The following is a 21565-nucleotide window of genomic DNA, read 5'->3' on the forward strand; positions in this document are numbered from 1 at the left end:
ACATTATATTACATTTTATTATATGTGTTATTAGATTAGATGTTCTAAGTTGGTTAGATTGAGGAGATAATATTTGAAGTCAAGAATTCATGATTTAAAAAGAAGAGTATAACCCTTGGCCTGGCGCCGACCTACTTTTCCACACCCGAGGGGTGCAGTATCATCAGCGATGCGGAGCTTAGCTTCTAGGTTCGAAATGGAGCTAGGCGTTTCCTCCGCTCTATAGGCACCAGGACAAGAGAAGTAAATCTTTTTTTAAAGACTTACTTCTCTTGTCTCTTCCTCTTACTTTTAAAGACCACCAACTCATTGTTCATAGATAAAGCGAGTAGCTCAGTAAGGCGGCGGTGCGTCTTTTTTTTGATTAATTAATCTTGTAAGCCAATCGGACTATTAGTACTGGTCAGCTAAACGCATTGCTGCGCTTACACACCCAGCCTATCAAGGTGGTAGTCTTCCACCGTCCTTCAGGGAAGGCTCATCTTGGAGTCGGCTTCCCGCTTAGATGCCTTCAGCGGTTATCCGTTCCGTGCATAGCTACCCAGCGGTGCCCTTGGCAGGACAACTGGTACACCAGTGGCACGTCCAACCCGGTCCTCTCGTACTAGGGTCAGCTCTCCTCAGCCTTCCTACGCCCACGGAAGATAGGGACCGAACTGTCTCACGACGTTCTGAACCCAGCTCGCGTACCGCTTTAAATGGCGAACAGCCATACCCTTGGGACCTGCTCCAGCCCCAGGATGCGATGAGCCGACATCGAGGTGCCAAACCTCCCCGTCGATGTGAGCTCTTGGGGGAGATCAGCCTGTTATCCCCGGGGTACCTTTTATCCTTTGAGCGATGGCCCTTCCACTCAGAACCACCGGATCACTAAGACCGACTTTCGTCTCTGCTCGAGTTGTCTCTCTCACAGTCAGGCTGGCTTATGCCTTTATACTCTCCAAGCGATTTCCAACCGCTTTGAGCCAACCTTTGTAAGCCTCCGTTACTCTTTAGGAGGCGACCGCCCCAGTCAAACTACCCGCCAGGCATTGTCCTCCTGGTGGTTAACACCAGCGAGTTAGCCATCAGAATGAGGAAGGGTGGTATCTCAAGGACGGCTCCACCCGAGCTGGCGCCCGGGCTTCGCAGCCTCCCACCTATCCTGCACATCCTCATCCCGATGGCAGTACCAAGCTGTAGTAAAGGTCCACGGGGTCTTTCCGTCTTTCCGCGGGTAGGAGGAATTTTCACCTCCACTACAATTTCACCGGATCCCTGGTCGAGACAGCCCCCATCTCGTTACGCCATTCATGCAGGTCGGTATTTAACCGACAAGGAATTTCGCTACCTTAGGACCGTTATAGTTACGGCCGCCGTTTACCGGGGCTTCGGTTCACGCCTTCGCCCTTACGGGCTAAGCGATCCCCTTAACCTTCCGGCACCGGGCAGGCGTCACACCATATACATCCTCTTACGAGTTAGCATAGTGCTGTGTTTTTGGTAAACAGTCGGATGGAGCGCTTCGCTGCGACCCGCCTCGGCTCCGGCCGCGAGGGCCTTCACCTACTACGGGCACACCTTATACCGAAGATACGGTGCCAGTTTGCAGAGTTCCTTGACCAGGGTTCTTCCGCGCGCCTTAGAATACTCATCTCACCCACCTGTGTCGGTTTACGGTACGGGCTACTTACTACTCAAACGGCTTAGAAGCTTTTCTCGGCTCGACGGCATCACCGGTTCCCCCGCCGCCCCGAAGGGCTTTGGGGGCCTGTCGGGTCTCGGCCTCGCGCTGGGCGGATTTGCCTACCCAGCAGCCTACACCCTTCGAGCCCGTATTCCATCACGGACCCCGGCTAGCCCTAAGCGTCCCTCCATCGCCTTGTAGTAAGTAGGTATCGGAATATTAACCGATTTCCCATCGCCTACCCCTCTCGGACTCGGCTTAGGACCCGACTAACCCTACGTTGACGAGCATCGCGTAGGAAACCTTGGGTTTTCGGCGAAGTGGATTCTCACCACTTTTATCGCTACTCATGCCTGCATGCTCACTTCCAGCCGCTCCACTGCTCCTTACCGGTACAGCTTCAACGCCGACTGGAACGCTCTGCTACCGCGCATACTCCAGTATGCACCTGCGACTTCGGTGTGTGACTTAGCCCCGTTATATTTTCCGCGCAGGGCCGCTAGACCAGTGAGCTGTTACGCTTTCTTTAAAGGATGGCTGCTTCTAAGCCAACCTCCTGGTTGTCTATGCAGCCCCACATCGTTTTCCACTTAGTCACAACTTGGGGACCTTAGTCGGCAGTCTGGGTTGTTCCCCTCTCGACATAGGATTTTATCACCCTACGCCTGACTCCCAGGATACCACACGAGGTATTCGGAGTTTGACAGGGTTTGGTACCCCTGTGTGGGGCCCTAGCCCTATCAGTGCTCTACCCCCTCGTGCTACTTCCTGAGGCTATACCTAAATATATTTCGCAGAGAACCAGCTATCACCGAGTTTGTTTGGCCTTTCACCCCTATCCACAGCTCATCCAAGGAGTTTTCAACCTCCACTGGTTCGGCCCTCCATGGGGTCTTACCCCCACTTCAGCCTGGCCATGGATAGATCACCCGGCTTCGGGTCTGCAGCCAGTGACTTATTCGCCCTCTTCAGACTCGCTTTCGCTACGGCTTCGCGTGCGCTTAACCTCGCCACTGACCACAACTCGCAGGCTCATTATGCAAAAGGCAGTCCGTCACCCTGTTCCGAAGAACATAGGGCTCCGAATGATTGTAGGCATACGGTTTCAGGTTCTATTTCACTCCCCTCACTGGGGTTCTTTTCACCTTTCCCTCACGGTACTTGTGCACTATCGGTGTGATGGTAGTATTTAGCCTTGGAGGGTGGTCCCCCCATCTTCAGTCAGGATAACACGTGTCCCGACCTACTCGCTAGGCCTCTGCCTAGTCCCACCTATACCATTTCGCCTACAGGACTATCACCCTCTATGGTGTGCCTTTCCAGACACTTCGGCTATAGTATAGGCTACACAGAGGCGGGCTACTCCCCGTTCGCTCGCCGCTACTAGGGGAATCTCGGTTGATTTCTTCTCCTCCGGGTACTGAGATGTTTCACTTCCCCGGGTTCGCCCCGGCTTACGCCGGTGACTGGCATCTCTGCCAGCCGGGTTGCCCCATTCGGAAATCCCCGGATCAACGCTTCTTGGCAGCTCCCCGAGGCTTTTCGCAGCCTAGCACGTCCTTCATCGCCTCCATCACCCTAGGCATCCACCGTACGCCCTTTGTAGCTTACACCTACTCTAAGACGCACCGCCGCCTTACTCAACTACTCTTGAGTAAGACAGCCTTACTTGTGCTTTATCTATGAACAATGAGTTGTCAAATATCCCTTAGACCTAAAGTCTAAAATAAACCCTAAATCCCTTTAGAGCTTATTTTAAACTTCGTCCTGGTGGAGTCTACCGAGGACCCTTCCGGTGACCTCCCACTGGCGTATACTATGCACTCGCTTCGCTCGCGCATATACGCATCGCCGTGCGGAGCTACAAACGACAAGCAGTTGTCGTTTGCTTTACGCTCCTCCCGTGCAAGGCACGCAGTCGGCAATGTAATCTCTCTTACACTCCCAACTACGTGCTTTTATCCTGGTGGAGTCTACCGGGATCGAACCGGTGACCTCCTGCGTGCAAGGCAGGCGCTCTCCCAGCTGAGCTAAGACCCCATTTCCTGGTTGAGTAGTGAATTGTGCAAACTCTTTTGCGTAGCGTACCTTGTAGTACGTGAGCGAAAGAGTTTGTGCAAGACTCTCTCAATATGGTGGGCCTGAGAGGACTTGAACCTCTGACCTCACCCTTATCAGGGGTGCGCTCTAACCACCTGAGCTACAGGCCCATTTAAAGCTCGCCCCTGATAAGGGCTCCTCTTAGCTCTTCTTAACTCCACTTTATCTTTTCAAAGAACCTCTTTGATCTCTCACAACTAGACAGAGCGAGCTCCCCAGGCTTAGAGAGTCGTGATACTCCCTAAACCCCTTTTATCCAAAGAACCTAATCTTTGGATCATCACTCTAGAAAGGAGGTGATCCAACCGCAGGTTCTCCTACGGTTACCTTGTTACGACTTCACCCCAGTCGCTGAGCCCACCGTCGACGGGGGTCCTCCCTTAACGGGTCGGTCCCCCGGCTTCGGGTGAGCTCAACTCCCATGGTGTGACGGGCGGTGAGTACAAGACCCGGGAACGTATTCACCGCGGCATGGCTGATCCGCGATTACTAGCGATTCCGACTTCATGCAGTCGAGTTGCAGACTGCAATCCGAACTGGGACGCGCTTTAGAGATTTGCTCCACCTCGCGGTATCGCCTCTCTCTGTACGCGCCATTGTAGCACGTGTGTCGCCCTGGGCATAAGGGCCATGATGACTTGACGTCATCCTCACCTTCCTCCCGGTTACCCGGGCAGTCTCCTTAGAGTGCCCACCCGAAGTGCTGGCAACTAAGGACGAGGGTTGCGCTCGTTGCGGGACTTAACCCAACATCTCACGACACGAGCTGACGACAGCCGTGCAGCACCTGTCACCCGGCTCCCCCATAAGGGGGCACCCCTCCATCTCTGGAGGGTTCCGGGGATGTCAAGCCCAGGTAAGGTTCTTCGCGTATCTTCGAATTAAACCACATGCTCCACCGCTTGTGCGGGTCCCCGTCTATTCCTTTGAGTTTTAGCCTTGCGGCCGTACTCCCCAGGCGGGATGCTTATTGCGTTAGCTGCATCACTGGGGTGACTAGCACCCCAACGACTAGCATCCATCGTTTAGGGCGTGGACTACCAGGGTATCTAATCCTGTTTGCTCCCCACGCTTTCGCGCCTCAGCGTCAGTACCGTTCCAGCAGATCGCCTTCGCAATAGGTATTCCTGGTGATCTCTACGGATTTTACCCCTACACCACCAATTCCATCTGCCTCTCCCGGACTCTAGCCTAGCAGTTTTGGACGCAGTTCCACAGTTGAGCTGTGGGCTTTCACATCCAACTTACTAAGCCGCCTACGCGCCCTTTACGCCCAGTGATTCCGAGTAACGCTTGCACCCTCCGTATTACCGCGGCTGCTGGCACGGAGTTAGCCGGTGCTTATTCGCAGGGTACCGTCATCTTCTTCCCCTGCAAAAGGAGTTTACACCCCGAAGGGCGTCATCCTCCACGCGGCGTTGCTGCGTCAGGGTTTCCCCCATTGCGCAATATTCCCCACTGCTGCCTCCCGTAGGAGTCTGGACCGTGTCTCAGTTCCAGTGTGGCTGATCATCCTCTCAGACCAGCTACCCGTCATTGCCTTGGTAGGCCGTTACCCCACCAACTAGCTGATAGGCCGCAGCCCCATCCCATAGCGCTCAATCGCTTTCCACAACTGCACTTATGTGCAGAAGGTGTATAGGGTATTAGCAGCCCTTTCGGGCTGTTATCCCCCGCTATGGGGCAGGTTAGCTACGTGTTACTCACCCGTGCGCCGCTTAGCTGACACTCAATTCACCCCGAAGGGATCATTGAGCCGTTCTCGCTCGACTTGCATGTGTTAGGCACGCCGCCAGCGTTCACTCTGAGCCAGGATCAAACTCTCCATAAATACTTTTTACTGTATTAAGGAGTCAAATCCTATTTCACTTTTACTCAAAGGAGCTCGACTCTGTCTAGTTGTCAAAGATCAATTTCTTATAAAGAACTCTCTCACTCATCTTCACTCAAGATAAGTGATTTGAACTCTTTTTTCGAGGACTGAAATTATGCCAAATTCATCACTCTTTGTCAAGAGCTCCTCTTGCCCTCTTCTTTTTTTAAAGGCGAGAATTCTATCTCATTTCTCTTTACTTGTCAAGAGGTCTTTTAGTAGATCTCTTTTTAACTCTCATTCCCTAAAAAGATCGCAAAGCCCAAACAGCCTCTCTCCCAAATGAGGATCGTGATTATGCCAAAGTTTGGATGCGTTGTCAAGGGTATGTGTAATTTCGTAACTAGTCGTACAAATTTAACGATTAAAATATTGTATAATGTCACCGAACATACTTGACATATTTTATCTTAATATATTATAGTATTCCAAATTTTAAAATGGAGGGGGAAATGGAAGCGTTCAACAAAGATATTGCTCAAATAAAGGAGCGTGTAGCAGCACAGAAGAGCAAAGCAAAAAAATATGATATTGCGACATTTATCAAAATGACATATCAACTCTTTGCTGCTAGCCTCATTGCAGCTACTGCAGGAGCTTATATTGGCATGCAATTGGCACCAACCATCGCTAGTTGGTACTGGGGATTGGTGATTTTGGAGTTTGCAGCTCTTTTTGGAATCTACCTTACCAAAAATAAACCGGGAATCAATCTTTTGATGCTTTTTGTCTTTACATTTATGACTGGCCTCACTCTTACGCCACTTCTTAGTGCAATACTTGCTTTACCCGCTGGAGCTTCGATCCTAACAAATGCATTGCTACTCACAGCAGTTGCTTTTGGTGGGATAAGTCTTTTCGCAATCAATACAAAAACAGATTTCTCATTCCTTGGTAAGTTTCTTTTTATTTCATTGATTATCCTCATAGTAGCAGGAATAATCAATATATTTTTGGGTAGCCCTCTTTTGCAAGTAGGAATTGCTACTATTGGAGCTATCCTTTTTAGTGCTTTTATCCTCTTTGATACACAAAATATCATCAGAGGTAACTTCGATAGCCCAGTTGAAGCAGCAATCGCACTCTATCTTGATGTATTAAACCTCTTTATCTCTCTTTTGCAACTACTAGGAATCTTTGGCAATGAAGAGTGAGTCAAGTGCAAAACTCTATAGGCTTATCGATGCAAACCTTAATAGACTGCGCGAAGGAATTCGCGTGGTCGAAGATATAACCCGCTATATTTATGATAATAAAGAGCTAGCCCAAAGGCTCAAAGATCTGCGCCATCAAGCCCGCTATGAAGATCCTCAACTTTTAAAGTTTCGCGATATTCAAGCAGATGTGCTCAAGCAAAGCAGCAGCAGTGAGATGGAGCGTAAAGGTATCGAGTCTATCATGCTAGCAAACATCAAAAGAACTCAAGAAGCTGCACGGGTACTCGAAGAGAGCCTCAAGCTCATTGATACAAAAGTTGCACAAAACTTCAAAACAATTCGCTACGAACTCTATGATATTGAGAAGCTACTCTTCGAAAAATGAATCATCACTACAATTAATATCAAAAGTGGTTGCAGCACTCTTATTGGTATCTAACTCTTTGACTACCACTTTCCATTTTCCAGGTTCTCTACCAGGCAAAAAGCGATAATCGTAAACAGATCCATAAAATGGTGGAACACGAAATATTTTGATACGGTCATCTTTGCCACTAGGGGATATCCAGTGAAACTCTACCCGCAATCCATTTGTATTGTCTGAACGATCAATGTAGTAGGTACAAGTGATGCGCTGTTCACTTTTTTGGCATTTTACATCTGCAAAAAGTAGCATGAGTACACTCATACCAATCAAGAGGATTTTGACCATATAAAAACCACCTCAAATTCTAAATAGTTATAGGGATATTCTCTCATAAGCCTGCGCAAAGCACCAATTTTTGCTCTTTTATATCCAGAGCTTACCCCGCTTTTTTTTATATACCTGAATATATCTTCTGTTTTGCTAAAAAAAAGTTTGTATTGGCGGACTTCGTAGTTGAATTTAAAGTATTTACGTGCAATATTAAGTAGAGTTTGCGCATCCCTAATAGGTGAAGAAATTCCCAACATTGCATGCATTGTTGCAAAAGTTTTGGAAGTAAAGAGTGCCAGATTTATATGAGGAGTAATAGTTTTAAGTTGCCAAAAGAGCTGATCCAAATCTTTGCTCCACTGCAAAGATGATGAAGCAAAAATCTCATCAATATGTAATTTTGCAATTTTTTCCCAGCACTCTCCCTCATCAAAATCACACAAAATCGTCTCAACATTTTTTCTTGGGTGATGCTGAAGCATATTAGATGAAAGATCCAGGGCATAGAATCGCTCATACTCCCAATCGATGTTGTGATATACCTCTCCACTTCCTGCACCAATATCGAGAATAAATCTCCCTTTATAGGGGGAATTATCCACAAGATGCTTGGCAACTTTTGATTGAATAATTTTATATTTTTGGTAGTCTTGAGCGAAACGATCAAACTCTTTGATATGTTTCAATATATATTTACCTCAATTTCGATATAATTGGCTTAAAATTTTGCAAAGGGATATGGATGCTCAAAATACTTTTCATCCTCCAGATAGTATTGGCAATTGTGCTTACTATTGTAATTTTACTACAAAAAAGCTCATCAATTGGACTTGGTGCATATAGCGGAAGCAACGAATCTGTTTTTGGAGCAAAGGGACCGCAAGGATTTTTGGCAAGAATTACATTCTTCCTCGCGACTGTTTTTGTGCTTAATACGATTCTTTTAGGATATATCTACAATAAAGAGTACAATAAATCGGTCGTTGAAAAAATCCAACCACAAAAGAGTTCACCAGTACCTAATGTACCAATCCCAACAACCGAGCCATCAGCACCAGAAACACCAAAGACAAAATAGCAAAAGGAGCAAAAATGCAACTGCAAGAGGTTTATGATTATGCACGCGATCACATGCAAAAAAGCCTTGAAGTACTTAAAAAAGATTTCAATACCTTGCGCACAGGACGTGTCACTACTGCAGTAGTAGAGAATATTAAAGTCGATTATTATGGTGCACCAACACCTCTCAATCAAGCAGCAAGTGTCGTGGCAGCAGATGCGACTACCATCGTAATCTCTCCATGGGATAAGACTATCTTAGATGAGATTGAAAGAGCTATTCAAGAAGCAAATATCGGAGTCAACCCAAACAATGATGGTGAACAGATCAAACTCTTTTTTCCTCCTATGACAGTAGAGCAAAGGGAAGCTGAAGCAAAAAAAGCGAAGCAGTTCGGTGAAAAAGCAAAAATTGCCATCCGTAATGTGCGACGGGATGCAAACGATAAGATCAAAAAGCTCTTCAAAGATAAAGAGATTACTGAGGATGAAGAGAAAAAAGGCCTCGAAGAGGTACAGAAAATCACTGATGAGTTTGTAAAAAAAGTCGATGATCTTGTCAAACAAAAAGAGCAAGAGATTATGAAGGTATAGCTAAGACCAGCCCCATGCTGAGCAAGCAAACTGCTTTGCTTACATGTCTTAGTAAAAAGCTGTGAATATATGCGAGTCCTAAAATCAAGGATTTTAGTGACGAACATTCGAACAGCTAGGTTACCTTAAAGAAAACGAAGCTGAATAAAGCGAAGTGAGTTTTCGGTTATTTACTAAAAGCTGAGAAGTAAACTGCTTCGCTAGCAAACTCCTCATAGTAAGGATAAAAATGTTAGATATTGAAAAAATCTACAAAGATGTGGGAGCTCTTTTGGAAGGACATTTCCTGCTCTCTTCTGGCAAGCACAGTCCAAACTATCTCCAGAGTGCTAAAGTTTTAGAAAATCCAAAAACTGCTGAACTTCTTGCGCAAGAGCTTGCAAAAAAGATAAAAGAGTCTGGAATACAGATAGACACAGTCTGCTCACCGGCAATTGGTGGGCTGCTCGCTGGCTATGAGCTTGCTAGAGCACTAGGTGTGAGGTTTATCTTTACAGAGCGAAAAGATGGGCAGATGACTTTGCGCCGAGGCTTTAATGTAAAACCTGGTGAAAGAGTGCTTATCTGTGAAGATATTATCACCACTGGTGGCTCAGCTATGGAAGCCGCAAGAGAGATAGAACAAAGAGGTGGCAAGGTGGTAGGGTTCGCTGCACTTGCCAATAGAGGTGTGTGCAAACGAGAAGGAGGTTTGCAAGATTCAAAGCCAGAGTGTAAACTCCCTAGTAATAAACCACTCTTTGCTCTAGCTGATTTTACATTTCCAATATATGAACAGCATGAGTGCCCGCTCTGTGCACAAGGAAGCGAACCTATTAAACCTGGTAGCAGAGGTAATTAGTGGCAAGATGGCGCGATATAAAACAGGGAAGAGTAAAACAGCCTAGCTCTTCTTCTCAAACGCCACTTTTCATCCCCGCATCCATTCCAGATCGACTCAAAGCATTTTTAACAGATACTTTTATGATCACTATGCCTATTTTATATATTGTTATCTACCTAGTTATGGGGAGTCGCGAAGCATTCAAAGAACATATGGGAGAGGGGTGGCTCATTATTATAAGTGTGCACTATCTCATCACTATCGCTTTTTGGCTCAAAAGTGGTCAAACTCCTGGACTCAAAGCCTATGGACTCAAACTTGTAAAATGGCATAATCCTGAAGAAAAGGTCACCTTTTTTCGAGCAACTGTTCGCTACTTTGCTATGCCAATCTCAATTATTTCAATTATTGGTCTTTTTATTGCCTTCTTTCACAAAGACCGAGCCACTTTTCATGATCTTGTATCATTGAGCAGGATTGTAAAAATTGAGGATATTTAGTCTCATCAGCACTTTTTACTTCTTCTTCTTTGCCATTATTGGCGTCTATGTGATATATCTTCCTAAAGTTCTCGATATTCTAGGATATAGCTCTTTGCAAATTGGCATCATCTTTTCCATTTCACCCCTCATGCGCTTTTTGACACCCTTTTTATTTCTTAAAAGATGGCAACTTACACCCACAATCTATAAATATGCTCTCTTCCTTGCACTCATAGCAGGGATTCTTTTCTTTTTAACGATAAAAAATTTCTATCTCTTTATCATTCCAAATATTTTACTTGGTATCTCTTTTGCTCTTACTCTTCCCTTTGTTGAGACAATAGCTCTTGCCCATATTGGTAAGGAGCGCTATGGCAAAAGCCGCCTTTTTGGTTCACTCGGATTTATTTTTGTAGCACTTGTGCTTGCAAAATTTATGCATGAACCTCACTATGCGCTCTGGTTTATGTTTGGAGCGATATTCTTCACAACACTCTTTGGCTATCCACTTGCAAAAGAGAGTAGTACAAAAGAGAGAATGTCCAATGAGGAAAATAACGGTTTTTCTCTTCTTTCACACTGGCCTCTTTGGGCAAATCTTTTTTTGATGCAGGTGAGTTTCGGACCATTTTATAACTTCTTTACAATCTATGAAAAAGAGCATGGACTTGACTATACAACGATAAGTTATTTGTGGACTTTTGGGGTGCTTGCAGAGATATTTATGCTCTATTTTCAAGGACCTCTGCTAAGAGGCAATCTCTTAAAGATTTTACAGCTGTGTACGCTCATTACTGCAGGACGCTGGCTTTTACTTCACTTTTTTCCTACAAACCTTCCAATTCTTTACTTTGCCCAATCTCTTCACGCTTTTAGTTTTGCTCTATACTATACTGCAGCAATTAGCCACCTCTATCATCTATACACGAACAAAACCCTTGCCCAGCAATTCTTTGGCGGTATAAGCTTTGGACTTGGTGGGATGGTGGGGAGCTTTTTGGCTGGCCTCTTCTATGGCAAATATCTCTTTTTATACGCTGCAGCTGTGGCTTTCATAGCATGGGCGGTGCTGCTTATAAAAAATCCAAAGAGAAGTTCTCTCTCATAACTTTTGTACAAGCTCCTCTAATGGCAGGCGATGATGTGCTGGTTGCGGATTGAGTCTAAAACCAAATGTGACAATAACCGCAACTCGCTCTTTGGCTGTATCAAGCCCTAAAAACCTCTCTACTTTTTCTCGCTCAAACCCCTCAATCGGGCAGCTATCAATATGTCTAAAAGCAACAGCTAGCATCATTGACTCCATTGCGATATAGCACTGCTTTGCAGTCCATACATCGATATCAAGAGGTTTGATAAACGATTTGTAACGCTCGATATATTGTGCGGTTGCTTCTTGTGAGAGTCCTCGTCTTGCAAACATTTTGGCAATATACTCTTCATCTTGCACGAGAGCAATCTGGTTTTTGATAATGAGTAGATGACTGCATGTAGATATCTGCTTCTGATTCCAACAAAGGGGCTGGAGCTGCTCTTTGATCTTTTGCGATTTTACAACCAAAAAGCGCCATGGCTCCATACCAAAAGAGCTTGGTGACATACGCCCAGCTTCTAAAATATAGTGCCAATCCTCATCAACTATTTTTTTGCCATTAAAGACTTTACATGCATGACGAAAGATTTGTGCTTCTTGACACTTATCCATAGATTTTTACCTTAATCGAATTTATTAAAGCTTTTGCATCATCGATAGCACTTCTTACACTCTGAGCAATTATGAAATCCTGAGCGTAGAGCTGTAGTTTGGCCAGGTTTTGTGCTTTAGCAGCAATGTTTTGTAAAGTACTCACCTCACCTTGAGCAACTGTTGGAAGCGTGGTAAAATCACTTCCATCAAAAAAGCGTGCCCGTTTCACTCTTGCACTAAACTCTTCGCCAAAGAGTTTGACACCTTGAAGCGCAAAGAGCACATCATTTAAAAATTTAGTAACTTCTTGAATTTTTTGCAAAAACTCTCTACGCTCATGGCTCCACTCCCTCGCTTGCTCTAAGATATTTTGTGCCTGAGCTATGTTGTATCTCGCTGCTTTGCTTGCAAGAATCCAGTAGACCCCATACCCTAAAGCCAAAGATACTATGAGTATAAGCACTGTTCCAAATGCTGGACCTGCATGCGGGGATTGCACTAAAAGAGAACTAAAAAAGCTTGCACTCTGACTCAGGGTATTTTCCAAATTGCTTTGCAGAGCTGCAAAAGATATATGACGCATAAATATTCCTATTCCCAACAACACAACTAATGTGAGTAAAAATGTCACAAAACCCCAAAACTTAGCTTGCAACAAACCCGCACGCGGCTCTTGAATTTCAAAAGGCTCTGGAGCTTGTAAAGGCTCAAGAATCTCCATACTCTCCTCTATAACCTCTGGCTCATAGAGGAGTTCTGGAGCATTTTGCAAATTGCTAAGACTCGATTCTATCTGGCTTAATGTATGGCTAGCCAAAGACTCTTGCAAAACTTTTATCTCTTCAAGTTTGGTATTGTAGCTTGCAACAGCTTCACTCACATCAGCAGTAGTTTCTTCTACAATACTCTTAGCTTCATCGATAAGCTCTTTGATTTGTGCTAGTTTGCCCATAACTCTTCCTATTTCTTTTGTTTTGCCATTCTTTTGCGTACATGTGGATCGAGATAGCGTTTTCTCAGTCGAATGGACTTTGGCGTCACCTCTACAAGCTCATCCTCTTCTATCCACTCTAACGCCCGCTCTAATGTCATCTTGCGAGGTGGAGTGAGCTTGATTGCCTCATCACTTCCTGCTGCACGCACATTGGTGAGGTTTTTCCCTTTGATGGGATTTACTTCTAGATCATTGGGGCGTGAATGCTCTCCAATGATCATTCCTACATAAACTTCAGTACCAGGCTCAATGAAAAGTACTCCACGCTCTTGGAGATTAAAGAGTGCGTAAGCTAAAGCTTTACCATTTTCCATAGAGATGAGGGCTCCATTTTTGCGATGCTCCACCTCACCTACAAAGGGGCGAAAATCTAAAAATGAATGGTTCATCACTCCTTCGCCTTTAGTATCAGTCAAAAACTCACTGCGAAACCCTATAAGTCCCCGTGCTGGGATCTCAAACTCAATCCTCACACTCCCCTCATCCATAGGCGTCATTGATTTCATCACAGCTTTGCGGCGCCCAAGCTTATCAATAATAGTCCCGCTATAATCTTCTGGCGTATCAATCACAAGATACTCAAAAGGCTCTAGCTTTACACCATTTTCCTCCTTGATAATCACTTCAGGACGAGAGATGCTAAACTCATACCCCTCTCTACGCATATTCTCTGCCAGGATTGTAATTTGCAGCTCACCACGACCACTCACTTTGAAGCGTCCTTCGCCCACCTCTTCTACACGCATAGCGATATTTGTCTCCATCTCTTTGAGGAGACGATCTTTAAGCTTATTGGATGTGACATGCTTGCCTTCGCGCCCAGCAAGTGGAGAGTCGTTGACACTAAAATAGACACTGAGTGTCGGCTCTTCGATATGGAGTGGATCAAGTGGCATAGGATTAGCAGGATCGACGAGGCTATCACCTACATCGATATCTTCAAATCCCGCAATTGCTACAATATCTCCAGCTTCAGCTTCATCAATTTCTAGCCTATTGAGCCCCAAAAACCCTATGAGCTTGCTTATGCGCCCCTTTTTCTCTTCACCATTAGCTTTGACAAGCAAAAGCTCATCTCCTCGATTAATGCGACCATTAAAAATCCTTGCAATTCCTATACGTCCTACGTAGTTATCATAATCGAGTGTAAATACTTGCATCTGTGCCGGATTATCGCTACTACCACTTGGAGCTGGAACATGCTCAATAATAGCTTCAAATATGGGAATGATATCTTTATTTTCATCTTCTAAATTCCACTTAGCATATCCATCCCGTGCCGCTGCATAGAGGATTGGAAAATCGAGTTGATCTTCATTCGCATCCATCGCTACAAAGAGATCAAATATCTCATCTACCACCCGCTCTGGTTCAGCTGCTGGTTTATCAATCTTGTTGATAACAACTATCGGCTTAAGCCCCAAGCTAATTGCTTTTTTGACCACAAATTTGGTCTGAGGCATTACTCCTTCTTGAGCATCAACAAGGAGTAAAACTCCATCCACCATCTTAAGCACCCGCTCTACTTCACCACCAAAATCGGCGTGTCCTGGAGTATCGATGATATTGATTTTAAAATCTCCATACCGGATAGCTGTGTTTTTTGATAGAATCGTAATTCCTCGCTCACGCTCCAAATCGTTACTATCCATTGCTCTTTCAGCCAGCTCTTTGTGTGCTTCGATCGTGCCTGATTGTTTTAAAAGTTCGTCTACTAGTGTTGTTTTTCCATGATCAACGTGTGCTATCACTGCAATATTGCGAATATTTTGCATCCATTTCCTCTTTTTAATCTAAAATTTATCTTATTTTACTACCCTTTTGCAAAAGGAGAGATTAAATGATTAATTACTTGATTTTTGATATGGATGGCACACTCATTGATAGCTCTGCAATCATCTCAAATTCAATTAACTATGTGCGTAGCAAACTAGGTCTAGCTCCCATGGAGAAAAAGGTAATCTTAGAAGCAGTCAATGATACCTCTATCCACAGACCAAAATTTTTTTACGGAGTGGAAGAATACAAGAAAGAACATGTAGAGTGGTTTAGAGAGTATTATGCCAACAATCATCATAAAGAGACAGTTTTATATACCGGAATAAAGGAGCTTCTAGAAGAGATAAAACCCTATTTTCACCTCTCTCTTGCCACAAACGCCTACAGAGAGAGTGCAGAGCTCATTCTCAAAAATCTTGGAATTTACGATTACTTTGAAATAATAGTGTGTGGTGATGAGGTAGCGCATCCCAAGCCGGCTCCTGATATGATTTATAAGATTATGGACTTTTTTGGATGCAAGAAAGAAGAAATAATCCTTATAGGAGATGGAAAAACTGATGAAGAAGCCGCTCAAGCAGCAGGTATTGGCTTTTTGAAAGTCAACTGGGGATGGAGTGAGTATGAAGATGCGATAAAAAGCGTGGAGGAGTTAAAAAAGATTTTACTATCTTTTAAAACTTAATTTTTTCTCCACCTCCCACCACCCATAGACACCAATCAAAAATGGCTCAAACCTTGCGGCGTAATTAATGAAAAAATCCTTGATGGCACAGAGCATTTCTCCAGCCAAATAGTGTCTTGTAAGATAAAAATGCACATAGAGATTGGTATTGACAATAGATGCAATCGTACAAAGTGAAAAGAGTAGCATAGAGAAAAAATGGAGCATAAAAAGCAGAAGCACTCCCGTATAAAATATCTCCCATCTCTTTTTAAGAGGCATCTTAAATCCCAAAACTATCGCCAAAAGAAGTGAAAGCGTAAGTGGGACATTGAATGTCACTGCTTCCATATCTAAAGAGATATCCATTGCAAAGTCATGGCTCTTTCCATTGATATCTCTTATGGGTGTAGCGTTTTTTATGCTAAAGATTATCTCTTTTCCTTTTGTATCTGTTTTTTGTATAGCAAGATCATAATATTTTGCAGTGATGCCAAATGCTGTGTTGGAGATAAAGAAGTTGTAGTAGTTTTTAAGATAGCTCCATCCAAAAATTGTTGGAAAAAGAAGAAGCAAAAAGAGCACAAAGAGCTTAAGCAGCCGTCTTTGCATCACTAACCCTTTGCAAGTAAAAAAGAAAAGCCAAAAATGCTAAGACTATCATAACACTTTGAGTGACATAGGTATGCATCAAATCAAAATATTTTGGATAGTATTCAATCGTCCAGGCAAGCAAAGCTATGCGAGCGATATTTATCACTTCCAGTATAACTGTTCCTAAAATGCCATAGATGATCTTTGATTTTAGTTTTGTCGGATAGGCAAAGACTCCGGCAAGATAGATGAGCACCGCCTCAAGACCATTGCAGCCAAACTTGATGATCATATCTGCATGAGGTAGATGAAGCGTATCATTTGTGGCAGTAACCGCAATGCCAAGCATTTGAATAAAAGAGGCTGAAAGAGAGGCTATAAAGCTATTATAAAAAGACTCTATATGCAAAGCTTCTCTCATAGGTGCAAAATCTACAAGGAAAAAAGCGATTGCTAAATAAAGTATATAAAGAGTCATGAACCTCTTCATTCATTTCCTTTTAAAATTTATAAGAATAAAAAAATATATAAATTTTATAATGACACTATTGGTTGGATTATATCATAGTAAAAGGGGTTTTTTAGATCATTATATAAGTGCAATTACCTAAATGGTTTTTTAAATTTGTATGACTAATTTTAATACTATATAGAATATAGCGAGTCTCTTATAGAGCTATTCAAATCTTCGTATGAACTCAAGCTATCTGCTACTCTTTGTCAAGATATAAAGTTTGACTTTAATACTATTTAATTGTAGTGATGTTATACCTCTCTATCTGATTTTAAATTATTTTTAATAAAATATCAAGTATAGTTTTAATGTTCTAATTTAATATAATAAGTCAAGGGGTTGTTATGAAGTTCTTTTTAAGAATAGTAGCAGTAGGTCTAGTACTTTTGAATGTTTCCGGCTTTGCCGCTAGTGTACAAAGAGATATATGTCTCTTACTTGATGGGTCAGGAAGTATAGGTAGTAGTGATTGGCAATTGCAGCTCCAAGCAAATGCAGATGCAATTAAAGATCCAAATATTGTTCCTCAGGATGGTAGTATTGCTATTAGTGTTGTTCAATTTTCTTCTACTGCACAAGTAGAAGTAAGCAGAACAATTATAACAGATCAGACAACTGCTGATAATGTTGCAAATCAAATATTGAGCATAAATCAAATGGGTGGTGGAACTTATATGTCTACTGGTATTAATACTTGTGCACAAACTATTGATACGACCAATTCTAATACAAAAAAAATTATAGATATAAGTACCGATGGCCAAGCAAGTGATCTTAGTGCAACTTTAACTGCAGCAGATAATGCATACAACAATAACAATATCATAATAAATGCAATTGGAGTTGGATCAGGGGTAGATGTCAACGAACTAAATCAAATTGTTCGACCTCAACCTGCAAGCCAAATTCCTAATGATGGCTTTGTTGTTCTCGCACCAGATTATCAACATTATAACGATTCATTAAAAGAAAAATTAAAAGCTGAAACAGGACAAGTAACACAAAGTGTAGCAGTGCCTCTCTCAAATTCTTCTAAATTATTAATGATATTTGGAATTATTGCTTTGGTAGGATTTTTTTATCAAAGACGAGAGTCTAGTAGCCACATTTAAAACATATGCCCAAAGTGTTTCACTTTTGGGCATTTTATGCAAAATTTATCTATGACACTACATACGTAATTCATTATCATTCACTTTCTTTCCTCTTAAAATTTTATGGCTCTCTTTGTATTTATAAAAAATGAACTAGCAGAAGTTAAAAGGTACTCTGGATCTTTTATCTATAGTTTTATTCCATATATCTCATGATACAAACCCATCGCATACCTATCACTCATACCAGCTATAAAGTCTGCTGCTACACGGTAAACCTCTTCTTGTGCTCTTTGGTAGTACTCATCTGGCATGAGTCTTGGCTCTTCGGTTAATGCTTTAAAAAGCCCTTCAATACACTGCTTCCCTGCATACATTTTGCGCAAAATCTGTGGATGGCGATAAAGCTTTTCGTAAAGTATCTTTTTGAGTTTTTTGATCTGCGTGCTCAAAGTATCTGGATAGCAAATCGGCAATGACTCACTAGCTGGAATCGTTGCGCATAAAACTTTATTGCTTTTTGGAATATGTTTTTTTGATTCATTGATGAGTGAAATGACCATCTTTGCAATGAGTAAAGATGTAAAACGGTAGCGAAAAAGCTTCTCTTCCCTTTTATATCCTTCTGTTTGTGCTTCATGCATTACCTCTTGGACAAGCTCATTCTCTTCGATCGTTGCAAAATCTATAAGCCCATATTTAATTCCATCATCGATATCAGCGCTAATATAGGCGATCTCATCTGCTTTATCTACGATCATCGCCTCCAAGCTTGGATGGCGGTCTAATTTAAAGACCTCATCATACCACGCATTTAAAAAAGGCTTTTTATAGGGATAGGAGTGTTTTAAAATTCCTTCGAGTGTTGCAAAAGTGAGATTGAGCCCATCAAAATCTTTATAGCGCTTTTCAAGCTTTGTCACAACCCGAAAGGATTGGAAATTGTGCTCAAAACCATTTGAACTAAAGCGATCTTTAATAAGTCTATCAAGCTCATCTCCTCCCACATGTCCAAAGGGAGTGTGTCCCAGATCATGTGCTAAAGCAATTGCTTCAGCCAAAGGCTCACTAAGACGAAGCTCTCTTGCAATGGTTCTTGAAATTTGTGCAACTTCGAGGGAATGTGTGAGGCGAGTGCGAAAATAGTCTCCCACGTAATTAATAAAAACTTGCGTTTTATATTCAAGCCTGCGAAAAGAGGATGAGTGGATAATACGATCACGATCGCGATAGAAAGAATCACGAAAATCTTTGATACTTGGATAAAACCGATCAGCGCACTGCATTTTTGAGTCTTTTGAGTTTTCTAAAGACATTGGCAAAATCAATCTCTACATCGCATTTTCTTTCAAGCTTTACCTTTTCACTCAAAAAATCGCCAATTTTTTTGTACTTTCCATCTTCAAGCTTATAAACTTTTGCTTTATAATCCTTTGAATACATGAGGATATAATACTCTACCTCCTCAGCATACATGGCAAATTTTATATCCTCATCTCTTGTAGCGCTTGATGGACTTACTATTTCAACTACAATAAAAGGAGCCTTTTGAATAAAATCGGTAAGTTCCCCACATACTACGCTAATATCTGGACGCACTACATTTTTCTCATCTATTTTCCAGTCCTCTTCTACTAATACAAAGCACTCATCACACTCTTCAAGTGCGTCAACAAACTCTTTTGCTAATTGAGCTAAAAGCAACTGATGCTCACTCACAGGACTTGGAACCATTGCAATTGGCACTCCATCAATAAGCTCCCAATCCCCCTCCCACTGCTTATAGTCTTCGTAGGTATATTCTGGAATATAGCGAGCAGTCATGGTAGTCCTTTTTGGTATAATCTTACTCAATTATAGCAAAAGGATGCTCATGAAGGTGACACTGCTCCACTATACTCCTCTACCAATTGCTGCCCATGCGATACGTACTTGTTGGCAAAGCTTTGATAAAAGCGATAATGGAGGTCCAAAAGATCAAGAGCTCATAGATCGTGTTGGCAATAAATATAAACACGCTTCAACGTTAGAGCATCTTGTCTATACCTTCTATATTCAAGGAATAAGCCGCGCCCTTTTGCAAGAGCTTGCCCGCCATCGCATGGCAAGTCTGAGTGTAAAATCTACACGCTACACTCTCAAAGAGCTAAAAAATGCCGAGCCTTTTGATGAAAAAGATTTTGAAGGTGTAAGCAAATATATTGTCCTCACAGGAAATGAGCTAGTTGATACAATGAGCATTAAAGCGCTCAATAATCTCCAAAAAGTACTCCAAGAAGGGATTTCTAACGATATAGCAAAATATTGCTTACCAGAGTGCTATAAAACAGAGCTCACCTGGACTATTAACGCTCGTTCATTACAAAATTTTCTTGCTCTTCGTAGCTCCAAATCGGCTCTATGGGAGATACGCGATCTTACTCACGCTATCTTTGATGCACTGCCTGAAGATCATAGATATCTTTATGAAGATCATATACATAGAGGGTAGATGAGAAGAGTACTCCTCATAATTTTCTTTGTTGTAAGCTTTGTGCATGCTGACTCACTCAAGCAAAGTTTTGATCTAGGATTTACGAATACCACAGGAAATAGCCAAACTACTAATCTCAATGGCAAATATAGAGCAAGATACTCTACCATTGGACTCCACCATAAAAAACTTCACATAAAATTCTCTCTTGCTGCTTACTATGCAGAAAACCGTGACGTCAAAAGTAACGAAGAGTATACAAGTTCTCTTAGTTTAGAGCAATATATTCAATATAAGTGGCTTGGATATTTTCTCTTTGAATGGTTGCGTAACCCAGATTTCAAAAACTATAATGGAAAATATGATTTTAGCATCGGGGCTGGAAAGAGAATATACAAAACCGACTCACAAAATCTCAAAGTCAAATTTGGTCTAGGATATACAATAGAAGATTATGCAAATGATCTTCCTACCAAAAGGTATGCTTCACTGGTAGAAAACATCGAATATACCAATAGACTCAATCAACTGAGCCTTCTTTATATAAAATCAAAATTTTGGGAAAGTTTTGAAGACTTTAGTAAAAATTATGAGATAGGCGTTATTGCAGGTATAAAATTTAATATTACAAAACGACTCCATATACGCTTCGAAGAGCAAGTAAACTACGATAATCTCCCACCGCAAGGCTCTAAAAAGACAGATACCAAGACAATTGTAAGTCTAGGTATCAGATTTTGATCCTTTGGGAGTGCGTGATTGCTACTGCAATAGCATCAGTGATATCGAGGGGTTTTATATCTTTTTTGATTCCAAGTAACTTCTTTACCATAAAAGCAACCTGCTCTTTTGCGGCTTTTCCGTTACCTGTGAGAGCTTTTTTAACCTGCAAAGGTGTATATTCACTAAAATTGCCATGCCTTTGAATAATACGCAAAGCGATAGCTCCACGAAATTGTGCAAGTTTCAAAACAGTCTGGGGATTGTATGCATAGAAGATATCCTCCATTGCAACCTCATCAACACTAAAACTATCAAAAACCATATCAATCCCCTCAATCATTTGCAAAAGTTGATACTGAAAATCTTTTGGTTTGATTTTTATAAGACCAGCTTCAATAAGTCGAAGCCTTCTCTCTTCATACTCAATAATTGCATATCCCAAATTTCTACTTCCTGGATCAATGCCCAAAATATACAAATTTGCACCTTTTTTCACATATCTTCAATTTCTCTAACATCCCATTTTAAGGTAGCTAGAACCTTTTTATTCATGCAATTTTCACATAATTTTCACAATGTGAACAATTACTCT

21 protein-coding genes, 2 tRNA genes and 3 rRNA genes are annotated in these 21565 nt (G+C 42.3%); 11 read left to right on the forward strand and 15 right to left on the reverse strand.

Translation table 11 applies throughout. The features are described 5' to 3' along the window. Nucleotides 1–118 precede the first annotated feature (118 nt). From rrf to JG734_RS09165, 5 genes are all read right to left on the reverse strand, one after another. A 5S ribosomal RNA gene (gene rrf / locus JG734_RS09145) occupies nucleotides 119–234 on the reverse strand. Nucleotides 235–372: 138 nt separating this feature from the next. After that, nucleotides 373–3279 (reverse strand): 23S ribosomal RNA (locus JG734_RS09150). A gap of 351 nt (nucleotides 3280–3630) precedes the next feature. Then, a tRNA-Ala gene (locus JG734_RS09155) sits at nucleotides 3631–3706 on the reverse strand. A gap of 93 nt (nucleotides 3707–3799) precedes the next feature. After that, nucleotides 3800–3876 (reverse strand) — tRNA-Ile (locus tag JG734_RS09160). A gap of 179 nt (nucleotides 3877–4055) precedes the next feature. After that, nucleotides 4056–5597, reverse strand: a 16S ribosomal RNA gene (locus JG734_RS09165). Together the 16S, 23S and 5S rRNA genes with 2 tRNA genes alongside form the textbook arrangement of a ribosomal RNA operon. 494 nt (nucleotides 5598–6091) lie before the next feature. On the opposite strand from JG734_RS09165, the gene JG734_RS09170 reads away from it, so the two are divergent. Beyond that, nucleotides 6092–6793 carry a Bax inhibitor-1/YccA family protein gene (locus JG734_RS09170; protein WP_236586934.1) on the forward strand — a complete coding sequence of 234 codons (702 nt, stop codon included), beginning with the start codon at nucleotides 6092–6094 and terminating at the stop codon, nucleotides 6791–6793. Beyond that, nucleotides 6783–7181: a thiamine-phosphate pyrophosphorylase gene (locus JG734_RS09175; protein ID WP_201332987.1), complete on the forward strand. Its 399-nt coding sequence runs from the start codon at nucleotides 6783–6785 to the stop codon at nucleotides 7179–7181. The genes JG734_RS09170 and JG734_RS09175 overlap by 11 nt, the downstream gene beginning before the upstream one ends. Here the strand turns inward: JG734_RS09175 and JG734_RS09180 are convergent. Then, nucleotides 7164–7508 carry a hypothetical protein gene (locus tag JG734_RS09180; RefSeq protein WP_201332988.1) on the reverse strand — a complete coding sequence of 115 codons (345 nt, stop codon included), beginning with the start codon at nucleotides 7506–7508 and terminating at the stop codon, nucleotides 7164–7166. The genes JG734_RS09175 and JG734_RS09180 overlap by 18 nt on opposite strands. After that, on the reverse strand, nucleotides 7490–8179 hold the full coding sequence (locus JG734_RS09185) for a methyltransferase domain-containing protein (protein ID WP_201332989.1): 690 nt from the start codon (nucleotides 8177–8179) through the stop codon (nucleotides 7490–7492). The genes JG734_RS09180 and JG734_RS09185 overlap by 19 nt, the downstream gene beginning before the upstream one ends. Before the next feature lie 56 nt (nucleotides 8180–8235). Here JG734_RS09185 and secG point away from each other — a divergent pair, with 56 nt between their 5' ends. From secG to JG734_RS09210, 5 genes are all read left to right on the forward strand, one after another. Next, nucleotides 8236–8571, forward strand: a complete 336-nt coding sequence (gene secG, locus JG734_RS09190; RefSeq protein WP_201332990.1) for a preprotein translocase subunit SecG — start codon at nucleotides 8236–8238, stop codon at nucleotides 8569–8571. 14 nt (nucleotides 8572–8585) lie between these two features. Beyond that, nucleotides 8586–9146, forward strand: a complete 561-nt coding sequence (frr, locus tag JG734_RS09195; protein ID WP_201332991.1) for a ribosome recycling factor — start codon at nucleotides 8586–8588, stop codon at nucleotides 9144–9146. 229 nt (nucleotides 9147–9375) lie between these two features. Then, nucleotides 9376–9987 (forward strand): orotate phosphoribosyltransferase, encoded by a 612-nt coding sequence (gene pyrE, locus JG734_RS09200; protein WP_201332992.1) that lies wholly within the window; start codon nucleotides 9376–9378, stop codon nucleotides 9985–9987. Further along, entirely contained in the window at nucleotides 9987–10469 is a 483-nt protein-coding gene (locus JG734_RS09205) for an RDD family protein (protein ID WP_201332993.1), read from the forward strand. The genes pyrE and JG734_RS09205 overlap by 1 nt, the downstream gene beginning before the upstream one ends. Continuing rightward, on the forward strand, nucleotides 10456–11559 hold the full coding sequence (locus tag JG734_RS09210) for an MFS transporter (protein WP_201332994.1): 1104 nt from the start codon (nucleotides 10456–10458) through the stop codon (nucleotides 11557–11559). The genes JG734_RS09205 and JG734_RS09210 overlap by 14 nt, the downstream gene beginning before the upstream one ends. Here JG734_RS09210 and JG734_RS09215 read toward each other — a convergent pair. The 3 genes from JG734_RS09215 to typA are packed head-to-tail and all read right to left on the reverse strand — an operon-like array spanning nucleotide 11554 to nucleotide 14907. Then, the gene (locus JG734_RS09215) at nucleotides 11554–12156 is read right to left on the reverse strand and encodes an NAD(P)H-dependent oxidoreductase (protein WP_201332995.1); all 603 of its coding nucleotides are present in this window, start codon (nucleotides 12154–12156) and stop codon (nucleotides 11554–11556) included. The two genes, JG734_RS09210 and JG734_RS09215, sit on opposite strands and share 6 nt — an antisense overlap. Next, the gene (locus JG734_RS09220) at nucleotides 12149–13090 is read right to left on the reverse strand and encodes a hypothetical protein (RefSeq protein WP_201332996.1); all 942 of its coding nucleotides are present in this window, start codon (nucleotides 13088–13090) and stop codon (nucleotides 12149–12151) included. Before JG734_RS09220 ends, JG734_RS09215 begins: the two co-directional genes overlap by 8 nt. Nucleotides 13091–13098: 8 nt before the next feature. Then, entirely contained in the window at nucleotides 13099–14907 is a 1809-nt protein-coding gene (gene typA / locus JG734_RS09225) for a translational GTPase TypA (protein ID WP_201332997.1), read from the reverse strand. Nucleotides 14908–14972: 65 nt separating this feature from the next. Here typA and JG734_RS09230 point away from each other — a divergent pair, with 65 nt between their 5' ends. Further along, entirely contained in the window at nucleotides 14973–15596 is a 624-nt protein-coding gene (locus tag JG734_RS09230; protein WP_201332998.1) for an HAD family hydrolase, read from the forward strand. Here the strand turns inward: JG734_RS09230 and JG734_RS09235 are convergent. Then, nucleotides 15579–16187: an exosortase H-associated membrane protein gene (locus JG734_RS09235; protein ID WP_201332999.1), complete on the reverse strand. Its 609-nt coding sequence runs from the start codon at nucleotides 16185–16187 to the stop codon at nucleotides 15579–15581. The genes JG734_RS09230 and JG734_RS09235 overlap by 18 nt on opposite strands. Next, nucleotides 16168–16659 carry an archaeosortase/exosortase family protein gene (locus JG734_RS09240; RefSeq protein ID WP_201333000.1) on the reverse strand — a complete coding sequence of 164 codons (492 nt, stop codon included), beginning with the start codon at nucleotides 16657–16659 and terminating at the stop codon, nucleotides 16168–16170. Before JG734_RS09240 ends, JG734_RS09235 begins: the two co-directional genes overlap by 20 nt. A gap of 368 nt (nucleotides 16660–17027) precedes the next feature. Here JG734_RS09240 and JG734_RS09245 point away from each other — a divergent pair, with 368 nt between their 5' ends. Continuing rightward, nucleotides 17028–17795 (forward strand): DUF1194 domain-containing protein, encoded by a 768-nt coding sequence (locus JG734_RS09245; protein WP_201333001.1) that lies wholly within the window; start codon nucleotides 17028–17030, stop codon nucleotides 17793–17795. A gap of 170 nt (nucleotides 17796–17965) precedes the next feature. Here the strand turns inward: JG734_RS09245 and JG734_RS09250 are convergent, their stop codons facing one another. Together JG734_RS09250 and JG734_RS09255 are read right to left on the reverse strand one after the other, a co-directional pair. Then, nucleotides 17966–19063: a deoxyguanosinetriphosphate triphosphohydrolase gene (locus tag JG734_RS09250; protein ID WP_201333002.1), complete on the reverse strand. Its 1098-nt coding sequence runs from the start codon at nucleotides 19061–19063 to the stop codon at nucleotides 17966–17968. After that, nucleotides 19050–19601 (reverse strand): Uma2 family endonuclease, encoded by a 552-nt coding sequence (locus JG734_RS09255; RefSeq protein ID WP_201333003.1) that lies wholly within the window; start codon nucleotides 19599–19601, stop codon nucleotides 19050–19052. Before JG734_RS09255 ends, JG734_RS09250 begins: the two co-directional genes overlap by 14 nt. A gap of 49 nt (nucleotides 19602–19650) precedes the next feature. On the opposite strand from JG734_RS09255, the gene thyX reads away from it, so the two are divergent. Both thyX and JG734_RS09265 read left to right on the forward strand, forming a co-directional pair. Further along, a complete protein-coding gene (gene thyX / locus JG734_RS09260) occupies nucleotides 19651–20268 on the forward strand; it encodes an FAD-dependent thymidylate synthase (protein ID WP_236586944.1) in 618 nt (205 codons plus the stop codon). Beyond that, nucleotides 20269–20991, forward strand: a complete 723-nt coding sequence (locus JG734_RS09265; RefSeq protein WP_201333004.1) for a YdiY family protein — start codon at nucleotides 20269–20271, stop codon at nucleotides 20989–20991. Here JG734_RS09265 and ruvC read toward each other — a convergent pair. Further along, nucleotides 20981–21451: a crossover junction endodeoxyribonuclease RuvC gene (ruvC, locus tag JG734_RS09270; protein ID WP_201333005.1), complete on the reverse strand. Its 471-nt coding sequence runs from the start codon at nucleotides 21449–21451 to the stop codon at nucleotides 20981–20983. The genes JG734_RS09265 and ruvC overlap by 11 nt on opposite strands. Nucleotides 21452–21565 lie beyond the last annotated feature (114 nt).

This window comes from Nitratiruptor sp. YY09-18 (assembly GCF_016593235.1).
GTDB lineage: Bacteria > Campylobacterota > Campylobacteria > Campylobacterales > Nitratiruptoraceae > Nitratiruptor.